The following is a 19,244-nucleotide window of genomic DNA, read 5'->3' on the forward strand; positions in this document are numbered from 1 at the left end:
ACAGAAACCATGCAATATATCATCAAATGCGCCAAAGGGTTCCACAAGGGTCTCATGCTGACCCTTGCGGCCCTGACGCTGGCCCTTACGGCTTCGGCGCAGAGCAAGATAACGGGGCGGGTCGTGGATGAGAACGGCCAGCCGGCCATCGGCGCCAACATCATCGTGAGCGGGACGACGCAGGGAGCCTCGGCCGATATCGAGGGTCGTTTCACGCTCACGGTCAAGGCGAACGCCACGCTTGTGGTCTCCTACCTGGGCTATCAGACCCAGGAGATCAAGGTCGGGACCCGGACCGACTTCCAGATCCGGCTCCAACCCGAGGCCAACATCATGGACGAGGTGGTGGTCGTGGGCTACGGTTCCACGAAGCGTTCCGACCTGACGGGTTCGATCTCGTCGGTTTCGGCCAAGAACATCGAAGGCTACCAGTCGGGATCGGTTCTGGGAGCGTTGAGCGGCCAGGTGGCGGGCGTCCAGATCACCACGGCGGACGGAACGCCGGGTGCGGGCTTCGACATCAAGATCCGCGGTATCGGCACGGTGAACGGCGATGCGGCCCCGCTCTATATCGTCGACGGCTTCCAGGTGGACAACATCGACTACCTGTCGGGCAACGACATCGAGCAGGTCGACATGCTGAAAGACGCCTCGGCGGCGGCGATCTACGGAGCGCGTGCGGCCAACGGCGTGGTGCTCGTGACGACGAAGTCGGGCAAGATCGGCCGTCCGACGGTGACGTACAACGGATCGGCGAGCTACCGTCAGATCTCCAAGACGCTGGATCTGCTGAACAACTACGAGTTTGCGAAGTTCCAGCAGGAGTCGGGATTCAACACCTACTGGCGCGAGGGCACCGATTCGAACGGAAAGCCGTACCGTTATCAGACGGCGGAGGACTACCTGAAAGTGCCGGGCATCGACTGGCAGAACGAGGTGTTCCGTCCGACGTGGTCGCAGGACCACAACGTGGCGTTGTCGGGCGGTACGGAGAATACGCGTTACAGCGTCTCCTTCTCGGACTATCTGGAAAACGGTATCTTCAACAACAGCGGTTTCAACAAGGTCACGGGCAAGATGACGCTCAACCAGAAGGTTACGAAATGGCTGACCGCCGACGTGAAGCTCACCTATGCGAATACGGAGAAGCGGGGTATCGGCACCTCGGGCGACCAGGGCCGTTTCAACATGCTGGGGACGGTGCTCCGGTCCCGGCCCACGGGCGGATTGTTGATGAGCGACTACGAGATGCTCCATACGGCGGTCGACCCGCTCGTCGAGGAGAACACGTCGGGAAACCTGGCGCAGGTGAACCCGATCATCCAGACGGAGTCGGTGACGAACAAGAAGCGCACGGAGCAGTGGATCGCGAACCTGGGTCTGACGTTCCGCCTGGGCAAGAAGTGGACGTTGAAGACGACGGGGACCTACAACGTGGCCAACTACCGTCAGGACATCTTCTACCACGAACAGTCGCGTCAGGCGATTTCGAACAATGCACCCTACGGCTCCACGCAGATGGGCCGCGACATGCGCTGGTCGAACTCCAACCTGCTGACCTACCGCATGGGCCGCAAGGCGGGCCATTCGTTGGAGGTGCTCATCGGCCAGGAGAACTCGGGGCGCACGACCGAATACCTGAAAGGCACGGCGATGGACTTTCCGTTCGACAATCTGGGGAACAACAACCTGGGTCTGGGCGCGAAGCCCACGGAGGTGACGTCGAACTATGCGGAGTCGATGCTCGTTTCGTTCTTCACGCGGGTGAACTACAACTACCGGGACCGTTATTTCTTCGATGCGACGCTTCGTGCCGACGGTTCGACGGTGTTCAGCGACGGCAACAAGTGGGGCGTATTCCCGGCCTTTTCGGCGGCGTGGCGCATTTCGGAGGAGAAGTTCATGAAGAACCAGCGGACGATTTCGAACCTGAAACTGCGTCTGGGCTGGGGTCAGGTCGGCAATGACCGCATCACCAACTACCTCTCCCTGATGCTCTATTCGAAGGTTCCGATCGGCATCGGCACGGACCAGATGATCGCCCTGCAACCGAAGCAGCTGGCCAACGACGAGCTGCGTTGGGAGGCGTCGCAGAGTACGAACCTGGGTATCGACTTCGGGTTGTTCGACAACCGGTTGAGCATGACGGCCGACTTTTTCATCAAGGATACGAAGGACCTGCTGATGAATGCGTCGATTCCGGGCGTGACGGGCTTCACGTCGCAGTGGCAGAACATCGGCAAGATCCGCAACAAGGGAATCGAGCTGTCGATCACGTCGACGAACTTCGACACGCGGGGCGGGTTCCGCTGGACGACGAACTTCAACATCTCGTTCATCCGCAACGAACTGCGGGCTCTGGCGAGCGGCGAGCAGTCGCGGCTGTTCACCTCGGGGTGGTCGGCCGACTATGTGAACGACTACATCGCGCAGGTCGGTTCGTCGCTGGGCGACATGTACGGCTACGTGTTCGACGGGATCTACCAATCGGACGATTTCGTCTGGAACGAGGGTTCGGGCAAGCTGACGCTCCGCGAGGGGGTTGTCGACATGTCGGATAACTTCGGCAGCACGTTCGGCCCGGGATGCGTCAAGTACAAGGACATCGACGGCGACGGGAAGATCACGACGGCCGACCGCACCAAGATCGGCAACGGTACGCCGCTGTTCTTCGGAGGTATCACGAACACGTTCAACTACAAGGGTTTCGATTTGAGTTTCATGTTCCAGTTCAACTACGGGAACGACGTCTACAACGCCACGCGGCTGTACGGCAACACGACCATGGAGAAGAACTACAACATGATGGCGGAGGTTGCCGGCCGCTGGACCGAGACGAACGCCTCGAATTCGGTTCCGAAGTACAACGGTTACATCAAGAACGAGGTCTATTCGCGCTTCATCGAGGACGGGTCGTTCCTGCGGTTGAAGAACCTGACGTTCGGCTACACGCTTCCGCAGAAGCTCACGCGGAAGATCTACGTTTCGAAGCTCCGGCTCTATTTCTCGGCGCAGAATCTCTTCGTCGTGACGGGCTACTCGGGCTACGATCCGGAGGTGAGCGTTGCGTCGTCGAGTCCCACCACGCCGGCGCTGGACTGGGGAGCCTATCCGAAGAGCCGGGTATTTACATTTGGCATCGATCTTACACTCTAAATTCGAAGAAACATGAAAAAATATATGTTCATCTTGTCGGCCGTCATGCTACTGTTCGCCTCCTGCGATCTGGAAGAGGAGTCGAAGGTCGAGGTTCCGATGGATTTCGTGGACAACGTGGAGAAGGCCGAACTGGTTTTGCTGGGCGTCTACCAGTCGCTGACGTCGCAGTATCTTTACGGTTACCATCTGTCGATGCTCTTCACGCTGGGTACGGACGAGGCGCAGGTCGAGGGAAACACGACCTCGTCGCCGCGGGAGATTCCGACGAACTTCCACAATGCGTCGACGAAGGAGATCGCACAGACGTGGAACACGCTTTACAAGGCGATCTACAACGCCAACAGCTGCATCGAGACGCTCGAACGCAGCATGGAGAAGTGGTCCGAGGGCGACAAACAGCTGACGACCTATTACATTGCGGAGGCCCGTGCGCTGCGGGCGCTCTACTATTTCGAGCTGGTTCGCTGGTTCGGGAACGTGGCGCTGGTGACGCGGACCGAGGAGTCGTACCGCCCGAACGACTATTTCGAGCAGGCGGATCCGGCGGATGTCTATGCGTTCATCGAGTCCGATCTGAAATATGCGGCGGAGGTTCTTCCGTGGGCGGATGACGACCATGTCCGGACGTCGAATGCCTTTCGTTTTTCGAAGGGCGGGGCGCTGGGCCTGCTGACGAAGGTCTACTGCACGTGGGCGGGTTATCCCGTGCACGACGAGACGAAGTGGGCCGAGGCGGTCAGGACGGCCAAGATCGTCGTCGAGTCGGGGCATCACGGGCTGCTGCCGGGTTTCCGCACGCTGTGGGAGAATTCGGGAGCCAGCGTCTGGGATTCGCGCGAGAGTCTCGTGGAGGTTTCGTTCTACTGGAATTCGAAGACGGGGTCGTCGGATCCGGTGGGGATGATCGGCAAGTGGAACGGGGTTCAGACGTCGCAGGCCGGGAACCGGGGCACGTGCCAGGCGCGCTGGCGGGTCGTGTACCCGTTCGTGCAGAAGTGGGAGAATGCCGCGTCGGACGATCCGCGCCGGGCGCTTTCGGTGGCCGACTACTGCTACGGCTTCACGGGAACGGTGAAGGTCAGCGGCGAGACCTATACGGTCGTGGATACGGACGGCAAGCAGAACTACATGGATTGGCTCGAAACGGCGGCGGACTTCACGGAGTCGAAGACGGGCAAGCGTCCGGAGATCACCGAGGAGAAGCGCGACGAGCTGCGCATCAAGTACACGCCGGCGAAGTGGGATGTCGAGGAGTACGCGAAGAATTCGCCGCTTTACAACCAGAACTACAACTCGACGATCAACTGGTATGTTCTCCGCTATGCGGACCTGCTGCTGCTTTACGCCGAGGCGTTGAACGAGACGCAGGGGCCCACCGAGGCGGCGCATTCGGCGCTGAATGCGGTTCGCCGCCGGGCCTTCGGGGATCAGAGCCATGATCTGCGCGATCTTTCGCAGGATGCGCTTCGCGAGGCGATCCGCAACGAACGGGCCTACGAACTCTGCTTCGAGGGGCACCGCAAGAGCGACCTGATCCGTTGGGGGATCTACTATTCGACGATCCGCCAGACGGCGCAGGACGTGGCGGATTGGAGCAGCACGTCGAAATCCTCGTACATTGTTTTCAACTACACGCGCGAGGGGCGTCACGAGCTGATGCCCATCCCGCAGACGCAGCTGGACATCATGCCTCGTTTCAAGCAGAATCCGGGTTGGGGCATCTGATAAACCGTTTTGGGGTCCGGACAGATGGATTTCTGTCCGGACTTTTTTTTGAAGGAACCGGGTCCGGCCCTGCCGTAGATCGGCGGAGTCGGGGTCCCAGAAATCGTATGACATGAAAAAGTTTCTGATCGTGTTGTCGGCATTGGTTCTGATGCCGGCGGGGGCGGTTTTTGCGCAGATCTACTCCTTCGAGAGGCCGCAGGAGACGGCTGCGTGGCGCAGCGAGGGTGCGGAGTTGAGCTATTCGACGGCGCATTGGAAGTTGGGGCGGCGGTCGCTTCGGATCGACTGGCGGCCGGGGGCAGTGGTCCGCATCGACGACGCCCGGGGTTTGCTCCGGGCTTCGGAGTCGCGGAACGGAGGTATTGCGCTGTGGGTCTACAACGAGCGTCCGGACAGCGGGGCGCTGCGGCTTCGTTTTCTGGAAACGCCGGGGGGTGCGGTCTGCTGCGGGATGGAGATCCGGCTGGGGTTCTCGGGCTGGCGCTGTGTGTGGAACAAGTTCGTGGAGGATATGGGCAAGGCCCCGCAGAGCCGGATCTCGTGCGTGGAGATTCGCTTTCCGGAGACGGGACCGGGCGGAACACTCTGTCTGGACGCTTTGGAGTTCACTCCGACGGTGTCGTGGCAGAAGATGTCGGACTTTCAGGTCCGGGTCCGGCGGACGGATTTCAGTCTGATCCCCGATTTCATGAAATACCGCCTTGCGGAGCCGGATCCGGCGCGGCGGGTGAGCGCGTCGCCGGAGCAGATTGCCGTGATTGCGGAGCGTCTGGACCGCTGGTACCTGGGAACCGGCAGCCCGACGGGCGACTGGGTGGAGCGCCGGCGCCGGCACGAGTCGGAGTTCATCCGCCGCGGGGTTTCCCTGTGTGCGGGCTACTCGATGACCGAGCCGCTTTATCCGCTGCGGACACCGGCGGAGATCGAGGGGGAGAAGACCCGCTATTTCATGGACATCAACAAACGGATCCTGTTGCCGCTGGCGTTGGATTACCGCAGGAACGGCAATGCCGGGAGCCGGGACCGGGCGTTGCGGATCTACGACTGGTTCCATGACCAGGGGTGGGCCGACGGCAGTTCGCTGGGGACCCTTTGCTTCGAGAAGCTGCGCAGTGCGGGTTATTTCCATTCGTTGTACCTGCTGCGCGACGAGCTTCCGGCCGCGGTGAGGGAGCGTGAACTGTCGACGCTGCGGTGGATGACGCTCTTCGGGATCTGCTGCCTGGATCCGGCCCATCCGGGGGAGGTCGCGGACAACCTGCGGGCGCTGGCGCTGCCGAAACTGATCTATGCGCTGATGCAGCCCGAGGGTGTGGCGCAACAGACGGCCCTGACGGCCTTCCGCGACTACATGGATTCGGCGCTGGACTTCGGTCCGGGGTACTTCGGGACCTTCAAGTCGGACGGCTCGGGCTATCACCACCGGGGGCCCTACGACAGCGCCTACTATCCGCATGCGCTGTATGTCGGGGCGCTGGTCGCCTATCTGCTTCACGATACGCCCTATGCGCTCTCGGCGGAGAGTCTTGCGCATCTGAAACAGGGGTTGCTGACCTTCCGGTTCTTCTGTGCGGAGCTGACGGTTCCGGCCGGGACGAGCGGGCGTTTTCCGCTGGGTCGAGAGGTTTTGCAGGAGCTGCTTCCGGCCTTTGCCTACGTGGCCTACTCCTGCGGGGAGCCGGACACCGAACTGCTGGCCGCGGCGCGGCGTCTGATGGACCGGAACCCGGAAGCGCTGAACCGGCTGATGGATCGCGTGGATTCGGATCTCTCCTATACGTCGACGGTCGGGGAGGCCGAGCTTCTCACGCAGGCCCGGCAGTCGGGCGTGGCGGCGGAGCCGGCTCCGGAGGGATCGCTGTTCATGCCCTATTCGGGGCGGCTGACGGTCCGGCGCGGCGATTTCCACTTCAACGTGAAGGGATTCAGCCGCTATATCTGGGATTTCGAGTCGTCGGACACGGAGAATCTTTCGGGCCGTTATCTGTCGAACGGGGCGTTGGAGCTTACCGATCTGAAAAGCGGGGCCGGATCGTTCAATCCGCAGTTTGCGACGTTCGATTGGAGCCTGATTCCCGGGACGACCTCCATTCTGCTGCCGGATGATCTCCTGCGGGAGAAGCGTCATCGGAAGGGTTATTCCGACCATCGGAACTACTCGGACGAGACCTTTCTGGCGGGGGTTTCGACCGCGGATCGGGCGCTGTTCTCGTTCCGGCTGCACGCCCCGGCCTACGAGGGTGATCTGCGTGCGGACAAGTCGTATTTCTTCCTCGGGGACGCCGTCCTGTGCCTGGGAAGCGGAATTTCTGCCACGGATACGGAACATCCGACCGTTACGACCCTTTTCCAGTCGTGCGGGAAGGGAGCTGCGGGGAAGGTCCGCCGGGTATCCGGCGGGAGCATCGTCGCGGATCCCGCCGGAGTGGTCTATGCCGTTGCGCAGGGCGACGTGCGGACCGACCGCGACACCGTCTTCACCCGGGGGTGGCTCGACCACGGGAACGCGCCCTGCGGGGCGTCGTACGCCTACTACCTGATTCCGGAGCGAGGGACCGGTCTTGCGCGGCAGCTGCTGCGTGCGGACGGGCCGGTCGAGATCGTGCGGCAGGACACCGCGGCGCATATCGTCCGCGAGCGTGCCGACGGGAGGCTTTTCGCGGCGCTTTACGATGCGTCGGCGACCTTTCCCGGCCTGTTGGTGAAGCGGGTGAACATCCCGCTGGCCTATATTCTGGAACCTGCGGGCGCGGATTCGTACCGGCTGACGCTCTGCGAACCCGACATGCGGCGTCCGTCGGTCAACTGTATGGATCAGCTGACCGAAGCCCAGGTCGTCGTTCCGGAGCGGGCCTTTGCGACGCGCCTCGTTCTGCGGGGGCTTTACGAGGTCGGATGCCCGGACGGGACGGTGCAGGTGAGCCGGACGTCGGACGAGACGGTCGTGGAGCTGTCGACGATCTGCGGACGCAATTACGAACTCCGACTGCGGGCGTTGCGATGAAGGGAGCGGGATTGTGCCTTGCAGCGCTGTGCTGGGCTTCGGCGCTGGCCGCACAGGAGGATCTGTTGTGGTATACGACCCCGGCGCGGGTTTGGGAGGAGGCCCTTCCGGTCGGGAACGGACGCCTGGGGGCGATGGTCTTCGGGGATCCGCACCACGAACGGATCCAGTTCAACGAGAATACGCTGTACAGCGGGGATCCGGGGCGGAGTGCCGGCGGGATCGTTCTTTCGGAGCGCATGGCCGAGGTCCGGAGGCTGATGGCCGAGGGTCGCAGCGATGCTGCGGAGGCGATCATGCAGCGCGAGTGGGCGGGCCGCCTGAACGAGGCCTACCAGCCGTTCGGGGACCTGCTGCTGGATTTCCGGACGGAGGGCGGGGTCACGGACTACCGACACGAACTCGATCTGCGTCGGGGTGTCGTTACGACCTCCTACCGGCAGTCCGGGGTGAAGATCGTCCGGGAGGTTTTCGCTTCGCACCCGCATCAGGCGGTGCTGCTGCGGATTTCTGCCGAACGCCCGGTTCTCGATTTCACGATCGCCTGCACGTCGCCGCATCCGGTTGCGGTCCGCCGTTCGGATGCGGGGCTTTCGATGACGGGACGTGCTCCGGCGCACGTACAGCGGCGGAGCGTGGAGTGGCTCCGGGAGGCGGGGACGCAGCGCCTGCATCCCGAGTACTTCGACGCTTCGGGCCGTGTCGTGCGCCGCGGACAGATTCTTTACGGAGAGGAGCTCGACGGTTCGGGCATGCGCTTCGAGGCGCGGCTTGTCCCGCTTGCGGTCGAGGGCGAGATGACCTTCGGCGAGGAGGGGATCCGGATCCGCAAGGCGCGTTCGGCAACCTTTGCGCTGCTTGCCGCGACCTCCTACGACGGATTCGACCGGAGCCCCGTTTCGCCGGGACGGGATCCCTCCGGGATTCTCGATGCGCAGGAGCGGAGCCTTCGGAACGTGCGCTACGCGATGTTGAAGCGGGCTCACGAACGGGATTTCGGTGCGCTGTACGACCGGGTTCGGCTGCGGCTCTCTGCCGCCGGTGCGACCTCCGCGAAGCCGACGGACGAACGTCTGCGGGCGTTCCGCGACGGAGGGGATGCGGACCTTGCGGCCCTCTTCTTCCAGTTCGGACGCTACCTGATGATTTCGGGCTCCCGTCCGGGCGGCCAGCCGCTCAATCTGCAAGGGCTCTGGAACGAAGCGCGGATTCCGCCCTGGAATTCGGGCTATACGCTCAACATCAATCTGGAAATGAACTATTGGCCGGCCGAGGTGACGAACCTTTCGGAGTGCCACGAGCCGTTGTTCCGTTTTCTGCGCGAGATTTCGCAGCGCGGGGCCTCCGTGGCTCGGGACATGTACGGGCTCGACGGCTGGGTCGTCCATCACAACCTGTCGTTGTGGCGCGAGGGGTATCCGAGCGACGGATTCGTATACTGGTTTTTCTGGAACATGTCCGGGGGCTGGTTGTGCGACCACGTGTGGGAGCACTATCTCTTTACGGGGGACCGGGACTTCCTGCGGGCGCATTATCCGCTGCTGGCGGGTGCGGCTCGTTTCTATTCCGGGTGGCTCACGGAGGGGCCCGACGGACGTCTCGTCACGCCGGTGGGCACCTCTCCGGAGAACCGCTTCCGCCTGCCGGACGGCCGTGAGGCTTCGGTCTGCCCGGGTCCGACGATGGATCTTGCCATCCTCCGCAATCTCTTCACGCGGACGGTTGCGGCGGCCGATACGCTGGGGCTGTGCGACGACCTGACCCGCCGGCTGCGGGAACAGGCCTCCCGTCTGGAAACCTACCGGATCGGCTCCCGCGGACAGCTGTTGGAGTGGGACCGGGAGTACGACGAGGTCGAGCCGCAGCACCGCCATGTGTCGCATCTTTTCGGGCTCTATCCCGGCACGGAGATTACGCCGGAGACTCCGGAACTCTTCGCTGCGGCGCGTCGTTCGCTGCTCGACCGGGGCGACCGGACCACGGGGTGGAGCATGGCCTGGAAGACGGCGCTCTGGGCCCGTCTGCTCGACGGCGAACATGCGCTGTCGACGCTCCGGAACCTGCTGTGCGGCGTCGATCCGCTGAATCCCGGCCCGCAGGAAGGGGGTGTCTGCCGGAATCTGCTGAATGCGATGCCCTTCCAGATCGACGGGAATTTCGGTGCGACGGCCGGGATTGCCGAGATGCTGCTCCAAAGCCACCGGGGCTTTATCGACCTGCTTCCGGCGCTGCCTGGGGCATGGTCGGACGGCGAGGTGCGGGGGCTTCGGGCCCGGGGCGGCTTCGAGGTCGGCATCCGCTGGCGGGCGGGACGGCCCGAGCGGGTGACGGTGAGGAGCCTCCGGGGCGGTCCGTGCCGGATCCGGTGGCGGGATGCGGAGCGGAAGTTCACGTTCCGGGCGGGCGAGGAGCGGACGTTCGCCTTCTGACTCCTCCCTGCATGCAAGCGGAGAGCCCCCTGCCACGGTCGGCAGGGGGCTCTCCGTTTCGGGGGTGTCCGGATACCGGACTACGGCCGGATCTGCTGTTGCGAGAACCCGGCGAGGTTGTAGCTGACGGGCACCGTGCTTCCGGCCACGCGGTAGATTCCGAACTTGAAGTAGTATCCGGCCTCGTCGTTGCGTCCGATGAGAAGCTCCCGGTTGTCCACGAGTTTGCGGGTCAGGCCGTCGCATGCCATCTCCACGTCGAGCCGTCCCGGCCGCAGGACGGTTTCGGCCTCGCCGCCGTAACGGGTCCAGTCGATTTCGACGGTGAAGGTCACCCAGCGCTCCTTCGGGAACTCCGCGAAGGGCATTTTGGCGGCGATCGTCGATGCCTTGAACTCCGAAGTGACGGGCTGCATCACTCCGACCTTTTCGGGATTGGCGTTGCAACGGTCGTCCTTGTCGGTGAACCAGCGTCGGTCGGAGTTTGCCTTGATGTAGAACCATCCGCCGGAGAATCCGAACGCCAGCGGGGGATATCCGCCCTGTTCGACCTTCCAGCCGGTGGGTTTCCCGGCCTTCCAGACCGTGCGTCCCTTGCGGTCGGAGGCTTCGACGCGGCGGAAGACGACATCCTTCTTGATGACGACCGTATCGTACAGGGCGACGAACTCCTCCGTCGAGAGTTTTCGGACGCGGCCGTCCGGGTCCGTCACGAGTGTGCGGTCGGGCATTCCGTGCCACTGTGCGAAGATCGTCGAGACCCGGCTGTCGAGCTCCTTCGGGACGTAGACGGCGAAGGTATAGCGCCATGCGGTGCCCTGGGGGCAGATTCCCTTGCCGTGGTGGTAGACGGTCTTCATCTTCTGCGCATCGGCATACGCCTCGGCGGGGAGGGCGTCGAAATCCTCCGCCACGGCGTAGCAGTACGAGAGTTCCGAACGGCCTTTGGTCTCGCCGGGGCTGTATCCCGTGAGGGTGTTGTCCTCCTCTCCGAGGGTGAAGCGGTAGGAGGGCGTGCCGTCGTACAACCGGGTGTAGTCGCGGCACAGGGCTTCCTCCTTGCGGATTCCCACGGCGACCCATTGGCCGTCGATCACCTGTTTGCGGCGGGCCGTATCGGTCTGGATGTTAACCCGTTCGGGGATGGGTTCCGGCCCTTGTCGTTGGGCGGCGGCCGGCGATGCAAGCAGCAGCATTCCGGCGATCCAGCGAACTTTCATGTCAGAGGTCGTATTTGAGATCATAGGTTTTGCCTCCGACGCGCAGGGCCGCCCGGAAGCGGTCTCCGGTGTTCGCCGGGTCGGGGACGATGGCGATCGAGCCCTTGCGCTCCTTGTCTTCGGGGGCGATGACGGAGACGATCCAGATCTCCTCGCCGGTCTCCTTCGGCATCTCGACGGCATAGGCGGGCCGCTCCTCCTTTTTGCGGTAGGCGTTCGATACCCATCCCTCCTCCTGCTGGATCCGGACGGATTTGCACCCTTTGCTCTTGATGCGGATGTTGTTTCCGTCGTCGAAGAGCGTGCGGAGGGTGCCGTCTTTTGCGAATTCGATCGGTCCGGGGCAGAGGTTGAAGTGCACGCCGACGGTTCCGGCGGCGGCACCCGATGCACGGTCGACGATTACCAGCAGTCCGTCTTTCAGGAAGAACATCGCACGGCGGTGCACAAGACCTTCGTAGGAGGGATTTTCGGTGACGAGCACGGTCTCTTCGGGCGAAGCCTTCCAGAGCAGGAGTTTCGAGTCGGTCGAGTCGAGGTTTCGGTTGTTGAGCGTGAGGGTGTTGTGCACGCGGGTCTGGCGGAACCAGTTGCGCTGGGCGAGCACGGCGCTGTCGCCGCCGTAGACGTAGCTGCCCGAATCGGGGAAGAAGTTGCGGCCGCGGTGCCAGTACTCGAAGGTTCCGTTGTCGGGCTGGTTGTGCCAGAATGCCGGGGGTCCGGCCTTGACGACCGTGACGGTGGCATCCTTGTCCCACCCCGTGCGCAGGGCGTAGAATCCCGAAGCGGGGAACTGCTGCGAGGTGTATTCGGGGAGAGCACCCTTTCGGCCTTCGGATGCGAACCATTGGAGCTGCCGGTCGTCGGGGAAGACGCGGCTCCAATTGCGGAATTGCTTTTTGAGCGAGGTTTTGTCGTGGCTCTTCGTGTCGCCGAACATCGGGTTGGAGTAGTCGGGGAAGAGGAGGTTCCACGTCACGGCGGTCATCTTGCCGACGGTTTCGATGTAGGAGGCGGGAAATTCGGTCTCGAATCCGTTCTGGCGGGCCATTCCGAGGGCTTTGAGGAAGATGTCGATGGCGGCGATGTGGTATCCGAAGTCCAGTTCGAACTGCATGCCGTCGGGATAGACCTGGACGCCGATTTCGCGGTTGAGGATCTCGATGCCGCTGCGGCGCCACTCGGGGGCTTCGCGGAACTCCGGGAAGTAGATTCCGGCGAAGAGCATCCGCTGGGCTTCGAAGAGCAGGTGGTTGCCCTGTTTCGAGTAGTTGTGCAGGATGTGGTCGGCATGCTGGCGGTAGGTGCGCAGGAAGAGGTTGAGGAACTGCGGCGAGAAGCGCGGCGACTGGATCGTCAGGGCGAATTCCGTCAGCAGGTCCTGCAAGCGGCGTCCGGCCTCCATCGGGCGCCAGGCGAAGCGGACGTTCTCGCGTTCGGCTTCGATTTCGGCTTGGGAGGCGCCGGCAGCTTCCAGTTTTTCGACGCCGTCCAGGGGGTTCTTCTTCACCCAGTCGGAGTACTGGTCGATCCAGGCGTCGATGTATCGGTTGTCGCGGGTCAGGTAGTAGCACTTGGCCAGGGGGATGAACCAGTAGTGGCGGTGGAGCTGCCAGCGGAGTTCGTTGTCCCGCACGGGCCAGTAGCGCCAGTCGATGTCGTCGCCGTAGAAGTAGGAGGGCTGGTATCCCTTGTGGGCGTAGAATTTGTGTTCGAGGGCCTCGTCGGCCTGCCGCTGTTCGAGTTTGCTGACCTTGATGTTTTCGAGGTCGAGCCCGAAGAGCTGTACGGGTTTGCGCGAGCGGAAATATTTGAGCAGTTCCTTGTCTGCGGCCGGGATGTTTCCCTTTTCGACGGCCCTTTTGACGTTTTTGAGCTCCGGGCGTTCGAGGTCCAGCAGGTCGTAGAGCGACTTTTCATCGCCGAGTGCCGGTTTTTCCGGTTTTGTTGCCGCGACTGCCGTGGCGCATGCCAGCAGGGCGCAGCCGATCATCACGATTCGTTTCATGTCGGTATTTTTGGGTTTTTCGGTGGTATGGTTGTCTGGACTATTTCAGGACGTATTTCCTGCCGTCGACCGTCACGCGGATGGTGCCGCGGCGGTGTTCGGCCTTGATTATGGTTTCGGCGGACCGTTCGGCGGGGAGCAGGACGGTGATGAAGCGCACCTCCCTGCCGGGCCGTTTCTCTGCGGAGAAGGCGTAGGCCGGACGGGGGTTGCGCGAGCGGTAGACGTGTGAAACCCACCCCTCCTGCGGCTCCGCCTTTTCGGCTCCGAAGACCTGCACGAGGAGGTTGTTCCCATCCTCGAACCGGGTTGCGACGCGCCCGGCCGCGAGCTCCTCCTCGGGATCGCACTCCGCGAGGTTGTAGTGCAGGTCGACACGGCCCGCGGCCTCGCCTGCGGCCACATCCTCGATGACGAAGAAGCGCCGGTCGACGAACCATACCGTGCGGCGGTGGGTGAGGCCCTCGTAGGAGGGGTTCTCGACCGTGAGGATGTCGGTCGTGCCGGCGGTCTCCCAGCGGGTGCATTTCGAGTCGGTGGTTTCGAGGTTGCGGCCGTCGAGCGTGAGGGTGTTGTGCACGCGGGTCTGCCGGAACCAGTTGCGCTGGGCCAGGACGGCGCTGTCGCCTCCGTATACGTAGCAGCCCGAGTCGGGGAGGAAGTTGCGGCCGCGGTGCCATACCTCGAAGGTCCCGTTGTCGGGCTGGCAGTGCCAGAAACCCTGCGGTCCGGCCTTGAGGATCATCACCGTGGCCTGCGTGTCCCATCCGTTGCGCAGGACGTAGAATCCCGACGTTCGGAAGGCGCGCGACAGATACTCCGGGTTCGTTCCCTCGCGACCTTCGGTCGCGCGGCAGCGGATGAATCCGTTTTCGGGGAATACCGCGGCCCACTCCCGGTAACAGGCGAGGTAATGCTCCTTTTCCTGCCGGCGGTTGTCGCTGAACAGCGGGGTGGATCCGTCGGGATAGGAGCAGTTGAGGTGGACGTCGATCATGCGCTCGATGGTGGCGGGATACTCTGCGGGGAATTCTCCGCGGTATCCGTTTGCGTCCATCATCCGCAGGGCCTTGAAGAAGATGTTGATCGATTCCAGATGGTAGTGGGGGTCGAGTTCGTACTGCATTCCGTCGTCGTAGACCTGCCGGGCCATTTCGCGGTTGAGGATCCCGATGCCGGTGGCGCGCCAGCGCGGGGCGTCGCGGAATTCGGGGAAGAAGGCTCCGGCGAAGAGCAGCCGCTGGGCCTGGAACAGGAGGTGGTTGCCCGACGCGGAGAAATGGTGCATGATGTGTTCGGCGTGGCGGTGGTAGTTTTCGAGGAACTGCATGAGGAACTCCCCGTCGAATGCGCGGGCGGGCAGGAAGTAGAGGAACTGGTGGATCTGGAATTCGAGCCGGTCGCTCACTTCGAGGGGCCGCCAGGCGAAGTATACGTTGTCGGCCGAGGTCCAGTCTCCGATGCGGCTTTCGTCATATTCGGTGAGTGGGTTCTTGCGGATCCAGTCGAGGTACTCGGCGCACCACTCCGCGGCGTAGCGTTCGTCACCGGAGCGTCGGTATGCCTTTCCCATGGGCACCCACCACTTCATGCGGTGGAGCTGCCAGCGGAGTTCGTTGTCGCGGACGGGCCAGTACTGCCAGTCGATGTCGTCGCCATAGAAATAGGAGGGCTGATAGCCCGAATGGACGAAGAAACGGTGGTCGAGAGCCTCATCGGCCCATCGCTGCTCGTCGGCGGAGATGACCGCCGAATCGGGGACGACGCCGGGGCAGACGATCCCGCGGCGGAGGCGGAAGTATTCGAGCAGGGCTTCGGCGGCTTCGGCGTCGTCTCCGGCGCTGTGGAGCCGGGCGACCTCTTCGAGTCCGGGTCGGGCGAGGTCCAGCAGGTCGAAGGCGGAAGCGGCGTGTCGGGCCTGTGCGTTTCGGGTCGTGAATGCCAGGAGTAGCGGCAGCAGGAGCGCAAACGTCTTTACGGTTTTCATGGTTCGGGTTTCAGAGCGGTTGGTCGGGGGTCGGCGGGTTCATGCGGCGATCCGATCCGGATTGCGGCATCGGGAACCAGCCGGGACCCGATGACAAAGATACGACAAAGAGGTGCGTTATTTTATCACGATTTCGCAAACCTCGGCGGAAATCCTGCAAAGGAGTATCAGATTTGTGCAATCGGATGCCGTATTTGTCGAATTGCGGCTTCGGAGCGGGTTCTCGATGGGGTTTTGGGACAAATTTGGGGTTCGATTCTACAAAATCGAAAGAGTTTTGCACATGATCCGGGATTTTGGGGACAAACTCCGGGCCCGCAGTCGGGCGATTGTCCTAATTTTGTCCGAGAAAACGAATGCGACGGTCCGTCTCTCCGCCGTTCCGCGCGCCGCCCTGTTTTCGGGCGCGCCGCCCGGCGTCGGGCTTCGGACCGCAAACCTGAAACCGACCATGAACTTCGCAACCCCGACCGCCGTGGCAGCCACGCTTGCCGCCCTGACGGCAGCGGCCGACGGCACCGCCGCCCCTGCCGTCGCCTCCAAACCGGCCCCATCCGCCGGTCAACACCCCGACATCATCGTCATCATGACCGACCAGCAGACGGCCGGAGCCATGTCGTGCGCCGGCAACCCGTGGGTCCGCACGCCGGCAATGGATGCACTGGCGGCCGACGGCGTGCGTTTCACGCGGGCCTACTGTCCCTATCCGTTGAGCGGGCCGTGCCGAGCCTCGCTCGTGACGGGACGGATGCCCTTCGAAGTGGGGGCCGCCGACAACGGCATCCGACCCTCGGCCGAGGCGTTGCGCGAGGGGATCGGCCACCGCATGTCGGCTGCGGGCTACGAATGCCTCTACGCGGGGAAGTGGCACGTTCCGGAGGTGAACCTCCCGGATTCGGGCACGGGCTTCCGCCGCATCTCGAAGATGGACGACCCGACGCTGGCCGCGGCCTGCGACGCCGCACTCGGGGCCTGCGACGGACGCAAGCCGCTCTTCCTGGTGGCGTCGCTGCTCAATCCGCACGAGATCTGCGAATACGGGCGCAACGAGACGCTGCAATACGGCGAGCTGGAACCCTTCGCAACCGGGGAGTGCCCGAACCTTCCGGCGAACTTCATGCCCTCGACCTACGCGGCCGAGGCCCTGACGTTGGAACGCGCCGCTTCGCCCCGCTACCACGACACCGGCACCTACACCGAGGATGACTGGCGCCGTTACCTGTATGCCTACTACCGTTTTGTCGAGCGGGTCGACCACGAGGTCGGGCGGCTGATCGAGGTGCTCAAAAAATACAGGCTTTACGACGATGCGGTGATCCTCTTCCTTTCGGACCACGGCGACGGTGCGGCGGCCCACGGCTGGAACCAGAAGTGGAACTTGCAGGAGGAGGTCATCAACGTGCCGCTGATCGTCAAGTCGCCGAAAGGCGCGGGGCTTCGGGGTGCGGTGAACGCCGCGGCGCTGTCGAACGTCGGACTGGACCTCTACGCCACGGTGTGCGACTATGCGGGCGTATCGCCCGATGCCGGGCGCTACCGGGGGCGGAGCCTGCGTCCGGTAGCCGAGGGGCGTGCGGAGACGCTCCATGAGGAGGTCTTTGTCGAGACGCTGCTTTCGGGTGTCGGGATGCGCGGATGGAGCATCGTCGGACCGCGCTACAAATATGTCCTCTACCAGTGGGGCCGCAACCGCGAGGCGCTCTACGACTTGCAGTCCGATCCGGGTGAAATGGTCAATCTGGCCGTCGACCGCCGCTATTTTGGGGAACTCGTCCGCCTGCGCCGGGCACTTTACGAATGGGGCGTGCGGATCGGCGAGCAGCGCCTGATCCGGAATCTACGCCCCTGGGCCGGATCGGAGGAGTGAAGCTCCGCCGCGGCCTCCGTGCGGAGCCTGCCGGGCTTCTCCCGGCGCCGGATCCGAACCGGGACAAGCCGGGGAATCCCCGAACCGAAAGAGAACCGGAACAATCCGGAAAACCGTTGACCGGAACCATAACCTGTATGAAAAACCTCGAAACCTTGCGGACGGGCGTGCGTTGCGCCGCCGTGCCGCTGACGCTGGCGACCCTTTCGGGTTGCGGCGGGGGGCAGCCCGAGCGCCCCAACATTCTGGTGATGATGACCGACGACCACACGGCGCAGGCGATGAGCTGCTACGGGAGCCTTTTGGTCGAGACCCCGAATCTCGACCGCCTGGCGCGCGAAGGGATGCTCTTCGAGAATTGCTATGTCTCGAATGCCATTTCGGGGCCTTCGCGGGCCTGCATCCTCACGGGCAAGTACAGCCACGTGAACGGCTTCACGGACAATTCGCGGACCTTCGACGGCGACCAGCAGACCTTCCCGAAACTGTTGCACGCGGCGGGCTACCAGACGGCGATGATCGGCAAGTGGCACCTCAATTCGGACCCGCAGGGGTTCGACTTTTGGAGCATACTCGTCGGGCAGGGCGAGTACTACGCGCCGCGGTTCATCGAGAACGGCGAAGAGCGCACCGAGGAGGGCTACGTCACGGACATCATTACGGACAAGGCGATCGACTTTCTCGAACACCGCGATCCCTCGCGGCCCTTTGCCCTGTTGTACTACCACAAGGCGCCGCACCGCAACTGGATGCCGGCGCAGCGGCACCTGGGGATGAACGATGCGCGGGTCTACCCCGAGCCGTTCAACCTGCTGGACGACTATTCGGGGCGCGGAAGCGCCGCGCGCGAACAGGCGATGGAGATCGGGCGCGACATGTGGCCCGAGTGGGATCTGAAACTGATGACTCCCGAGCGTCTGGCGCAGTCTTACGAGCTGGCGGCCTCGGGGGATGCGAACAAGGACGACGTGTCGCGTGCGAACGACTGGCGGAGCAGCGTCATGCAGTATCAGGCGGCCTACAACCGGATGACCGATGCCGAGAAGGAGCGCTGGAACGCGGCCTATGCTCCGCGGATCGCCGAGTACGAACGCCTGAAACGGACGGCCACGCCCGACGAGCTGACGCGCTGGAAATACCAGCAGTACATGAAGGACTACTGCGCCGTCATCACGGCCGTGGACGAGAACGTCGGGCGGCTGCTGGACTATCTGGAACGGATCGGCGAGCTGGACAACACGATCCTCGTCTACACGTCGGACCAGGGCTTCTTCCTGGGCGAGCACGGGTGGTTCGACAAGCGCTTCATGTACGAGGAGTGCCAGCGCACGCCGCTTCTGGTGCGCTACCCGAAGGCCGTCGGGGCGGGTACGCGGAGCCGGGCGCTGGCCATGAACATCGATCTGGCGCCGACGTTCGTCGAGATGGCGGGTCTTCCGGTTCCCGACGACATGCAGGGACGTTCGCTGCGCGGGGTGCTGACCTCGGGCGGCGAGGCCCCCGAGGGTTGGCGCACGGGGGTCTACTACCACTACTATGAATACCCGTCGTGGCACTCCGTGAAGCGCCACTACGGCATCCGCACGGCCGACTACAAACTGATCCACTTCTACAACGACGTCGACGAGTGGGAACTCTACGACCTGAAACACGATCCGCACGAGATGCGTAACGTCTACGACGATCCGGCCTATGCCGGGATCCGCAGGCAGCTGCACGCCGAACTGGAAGCGTTGCAGGCCGAGTGCGGGGATGCGGATCCGTGCGAACGGGAGTACGAGTTCTTCCGGGGGTCCGACAACCTGTGACGAATGCGAAAAATCACCGAAATAAAACTGCAAC

Annotated in this window: 9 protein-coding genes; 6 read left to right on the forward strand and 3 right to left on the reverse strand. The window is 63.3% G+C overall.

The features are described 5' to 3' along the window. Positions 1 to 9: 9 nt before the first annotated feature. From B5G16_RS05830 to B5G16_RS05845, 4 genes are all read left to right on the forward strand, one after another. Complete coding sequence (locus B5G16_RS05830) at positions 10 to 3,156, forward strand: SusC/RagA family TonB-linked outer membrane protein (RefSeq protein ID WP_087262173.1); 3,147 nt, start codon at positions 10 to 12, stop codon at positions 3,154 to 3,156. 12 nt (positions 3,157 to 3,168) lie between these two features. After that, positions 3,169 to 4,884: a RagB/SusD family nutrient uptake outer membrane protein gene (locus B5G16_RS05835; protein WP_087262175.1), complete on the forward strand. Its 1,716-nt coding sequence runs from the start codon at positions 3,169 to 3,171 to the stop codon at positions 4,882 to 4,884. 112 nt (positions 4,885 to 4,996) lie between these two features. Next, positions 4,997 to 7,891 carry a chondroitinase family polysaccharide lyase gene (locus B5G16_RS05840; RefSeq protein WP_087262177.1) on the forward strand — a complete coding sequence of 965 codons (2,895 nt, stop codon included), beginning with the start codon at positions 4,997 to 4,999 and terminating at the stop codon, positions 7,889 to 7,891. Next, positions 7,888 to 10,320 carry a glycoside hydrolase family 95 protein gene (locus B5G16_RS05845; RefSeq protein ID WP_087262179.1) on the forward strand — a complete coding sequence of 811 codons (2,433 nt, stop codon included), beginning with the start codon at positions 7,888 to 7,890 and terminating at the stop codon, positions 10,318 to 10,320. Before B5G16_RS05840 ends, B5G16_RS05845 begins: the two co-directional genes overlap by 4 nt. Positions 10,321 to 10,400: 80 nt before the next feature. On the opposite strand, the gene B5G16_RS05850 is transcribed toward B5G16_RS05845, so the two are convergent. The 3 genes from B5G16_RS05850 to hepC (B5G16_RS05860) are packed head-to-tail and all read right to left on the reverse strand — an operon-like array spanning position 10,401 to position 15,535. Beyond that, the gene (locus tag B5G16_RS05850) at positions 10,401 to 11,540 is read right to left on the reverse strand and encodes a heparin lyase I family protein (protein WP_087262181.1); all 1,140 of its coding nucleotides are present in this window, start codon (positions 11,538 to 11,540) and stop codon (positions 10,401 to 10,403) included. 1 nt (position 11,541) lies between these two features. After that, positions 11,542 to 13,548, reverse strand: a complete 2,007-nt coding sequence (hepC, locus tag B5G16_RS05855; RefSeq protein ID WP_087262184.1) for a heparin-sulfate lyase HepC — start codon at positions 13,546 to 13,548, stop codon at positions 11,542 to 11,544. Positions 13,549 to 13,588: 40 nt separating this feature from the next. Next, entirely contained in the window at positions 13,589 to 15,535 is a 1,947-nt protein-coding gene (hepC, locus tag B5G16_RS05860; protein ID WP_087262186.1) for a heparin-sulfate lyase HepC, read from the reverse strand. Positions 15,536 to 15,986: 451 nt separating this feature from the next. Here hepC (B5G16_RS05860) and B5G16_RS05865 point away from each other — a divergent pair, with 451 nt between their 5' ends. After that, entirely contained in the window at positions 15,987 to 17,402 is a 1,416-nt protein-coding gene (locus tag B5G16_RS05865) for a sulfatase family protein (RefSeq protein ID WP_087262332.1), read from the forward strand. A gap of 137 nt (positions 17,403 to 17,539) precedes the next feature. Next, the gene (locus B5G16_RS05870; protein WP_087262188.1) at positions 17,540 to 19,210 is read left to right on the forward strand and encodes a sulfatase family protein; all 1,671 of its coding nucleotides are present in this window, start codon (positions 17,540 to 17,542) and stop codon (positions 19,208 to 19,210) included. Positions 19,211 to 19,244: the final 34 nt, after the last annotated feature.

This window comes from Alistipes sp. An66 (assembly GCF_002161445.1).
Classification (GTDB): Bacteria; Bacteroidota; Bacteroidia; order Bacteroidales; family Rikenellaceae; genus Alistipes; species Alistipes cottocaccae.

What these genes read in the sequence shown, in the direction of transcription:
- B5G16_RS05830 (WP_087262173.1), top strand. Translation starts at nt 10, where the DNA reads ATGCAATATATCATCAAATGCGCCAAAGGGTTCCACAAGGGTCTCATG.
- B5G16_RS05835 (WP_087262175.1), top strand. Translation starts at nt 3,169, where the DNA reads ATGAAAAAATATATGTTCATCTTGTCGGCCGTCATGCTACTGTTCGCC.
- B5G16_RS05840 (WP_087262177.1), top strand. Translation starts at nt 4,997, where the DNA reads ATGAAAAAGTTTCTGATCGTGTTGTCGGCATTGGTTCTGATGCCGGCG.
- B5G16_RS05845 (WP_087262179.1), top strand. Translation starts at nt 7,888, where the DNA reads ATGAAGGGAGCGGGATTGTGCCTTGCAGCGCTGTGCTGGGCTTCGGCG.
- B5G16_RS05850 (WP_087262181.1), bottom strand. Translation starts at nt 11,540, where the DNA reads ATGAAAGTTCGCTGGATCGCCGGAATGCTGCTGCTTGCATCGCCGGCC.
- hepC (WP_087262184.1), bottom strand. Translation starts at nt 13,548, where the DNA reads ATGAAACGAATCGTGATGATCGGCTGCGCCCTGCTGGCATGCGCCACG.
- hepC (WP_087262186.1), bottom strand. Translation starts at nt 15,535, where the DNA reads ATGAAAACCGTAAAGACGTTTGCGCTCCTGCTGCCGCTACTCCTGGCA.
- B5G16_RS05865 (WP_087262332.1), top strand. Translation starts at nt 15,987, where the DNA reads ATGAACTTCGCAACCCCGACCGCCGTGGCAGCCACGCTTGCCGCCCTG.
- B5G16_RS05870 (WP_087262188.1), top strand. Translation starts at nt 17,540, where the DNA reads ATGAAAAACCTCGAAACCTTGCGGACGGGCGTGCGTTGCGCCGCCGTG.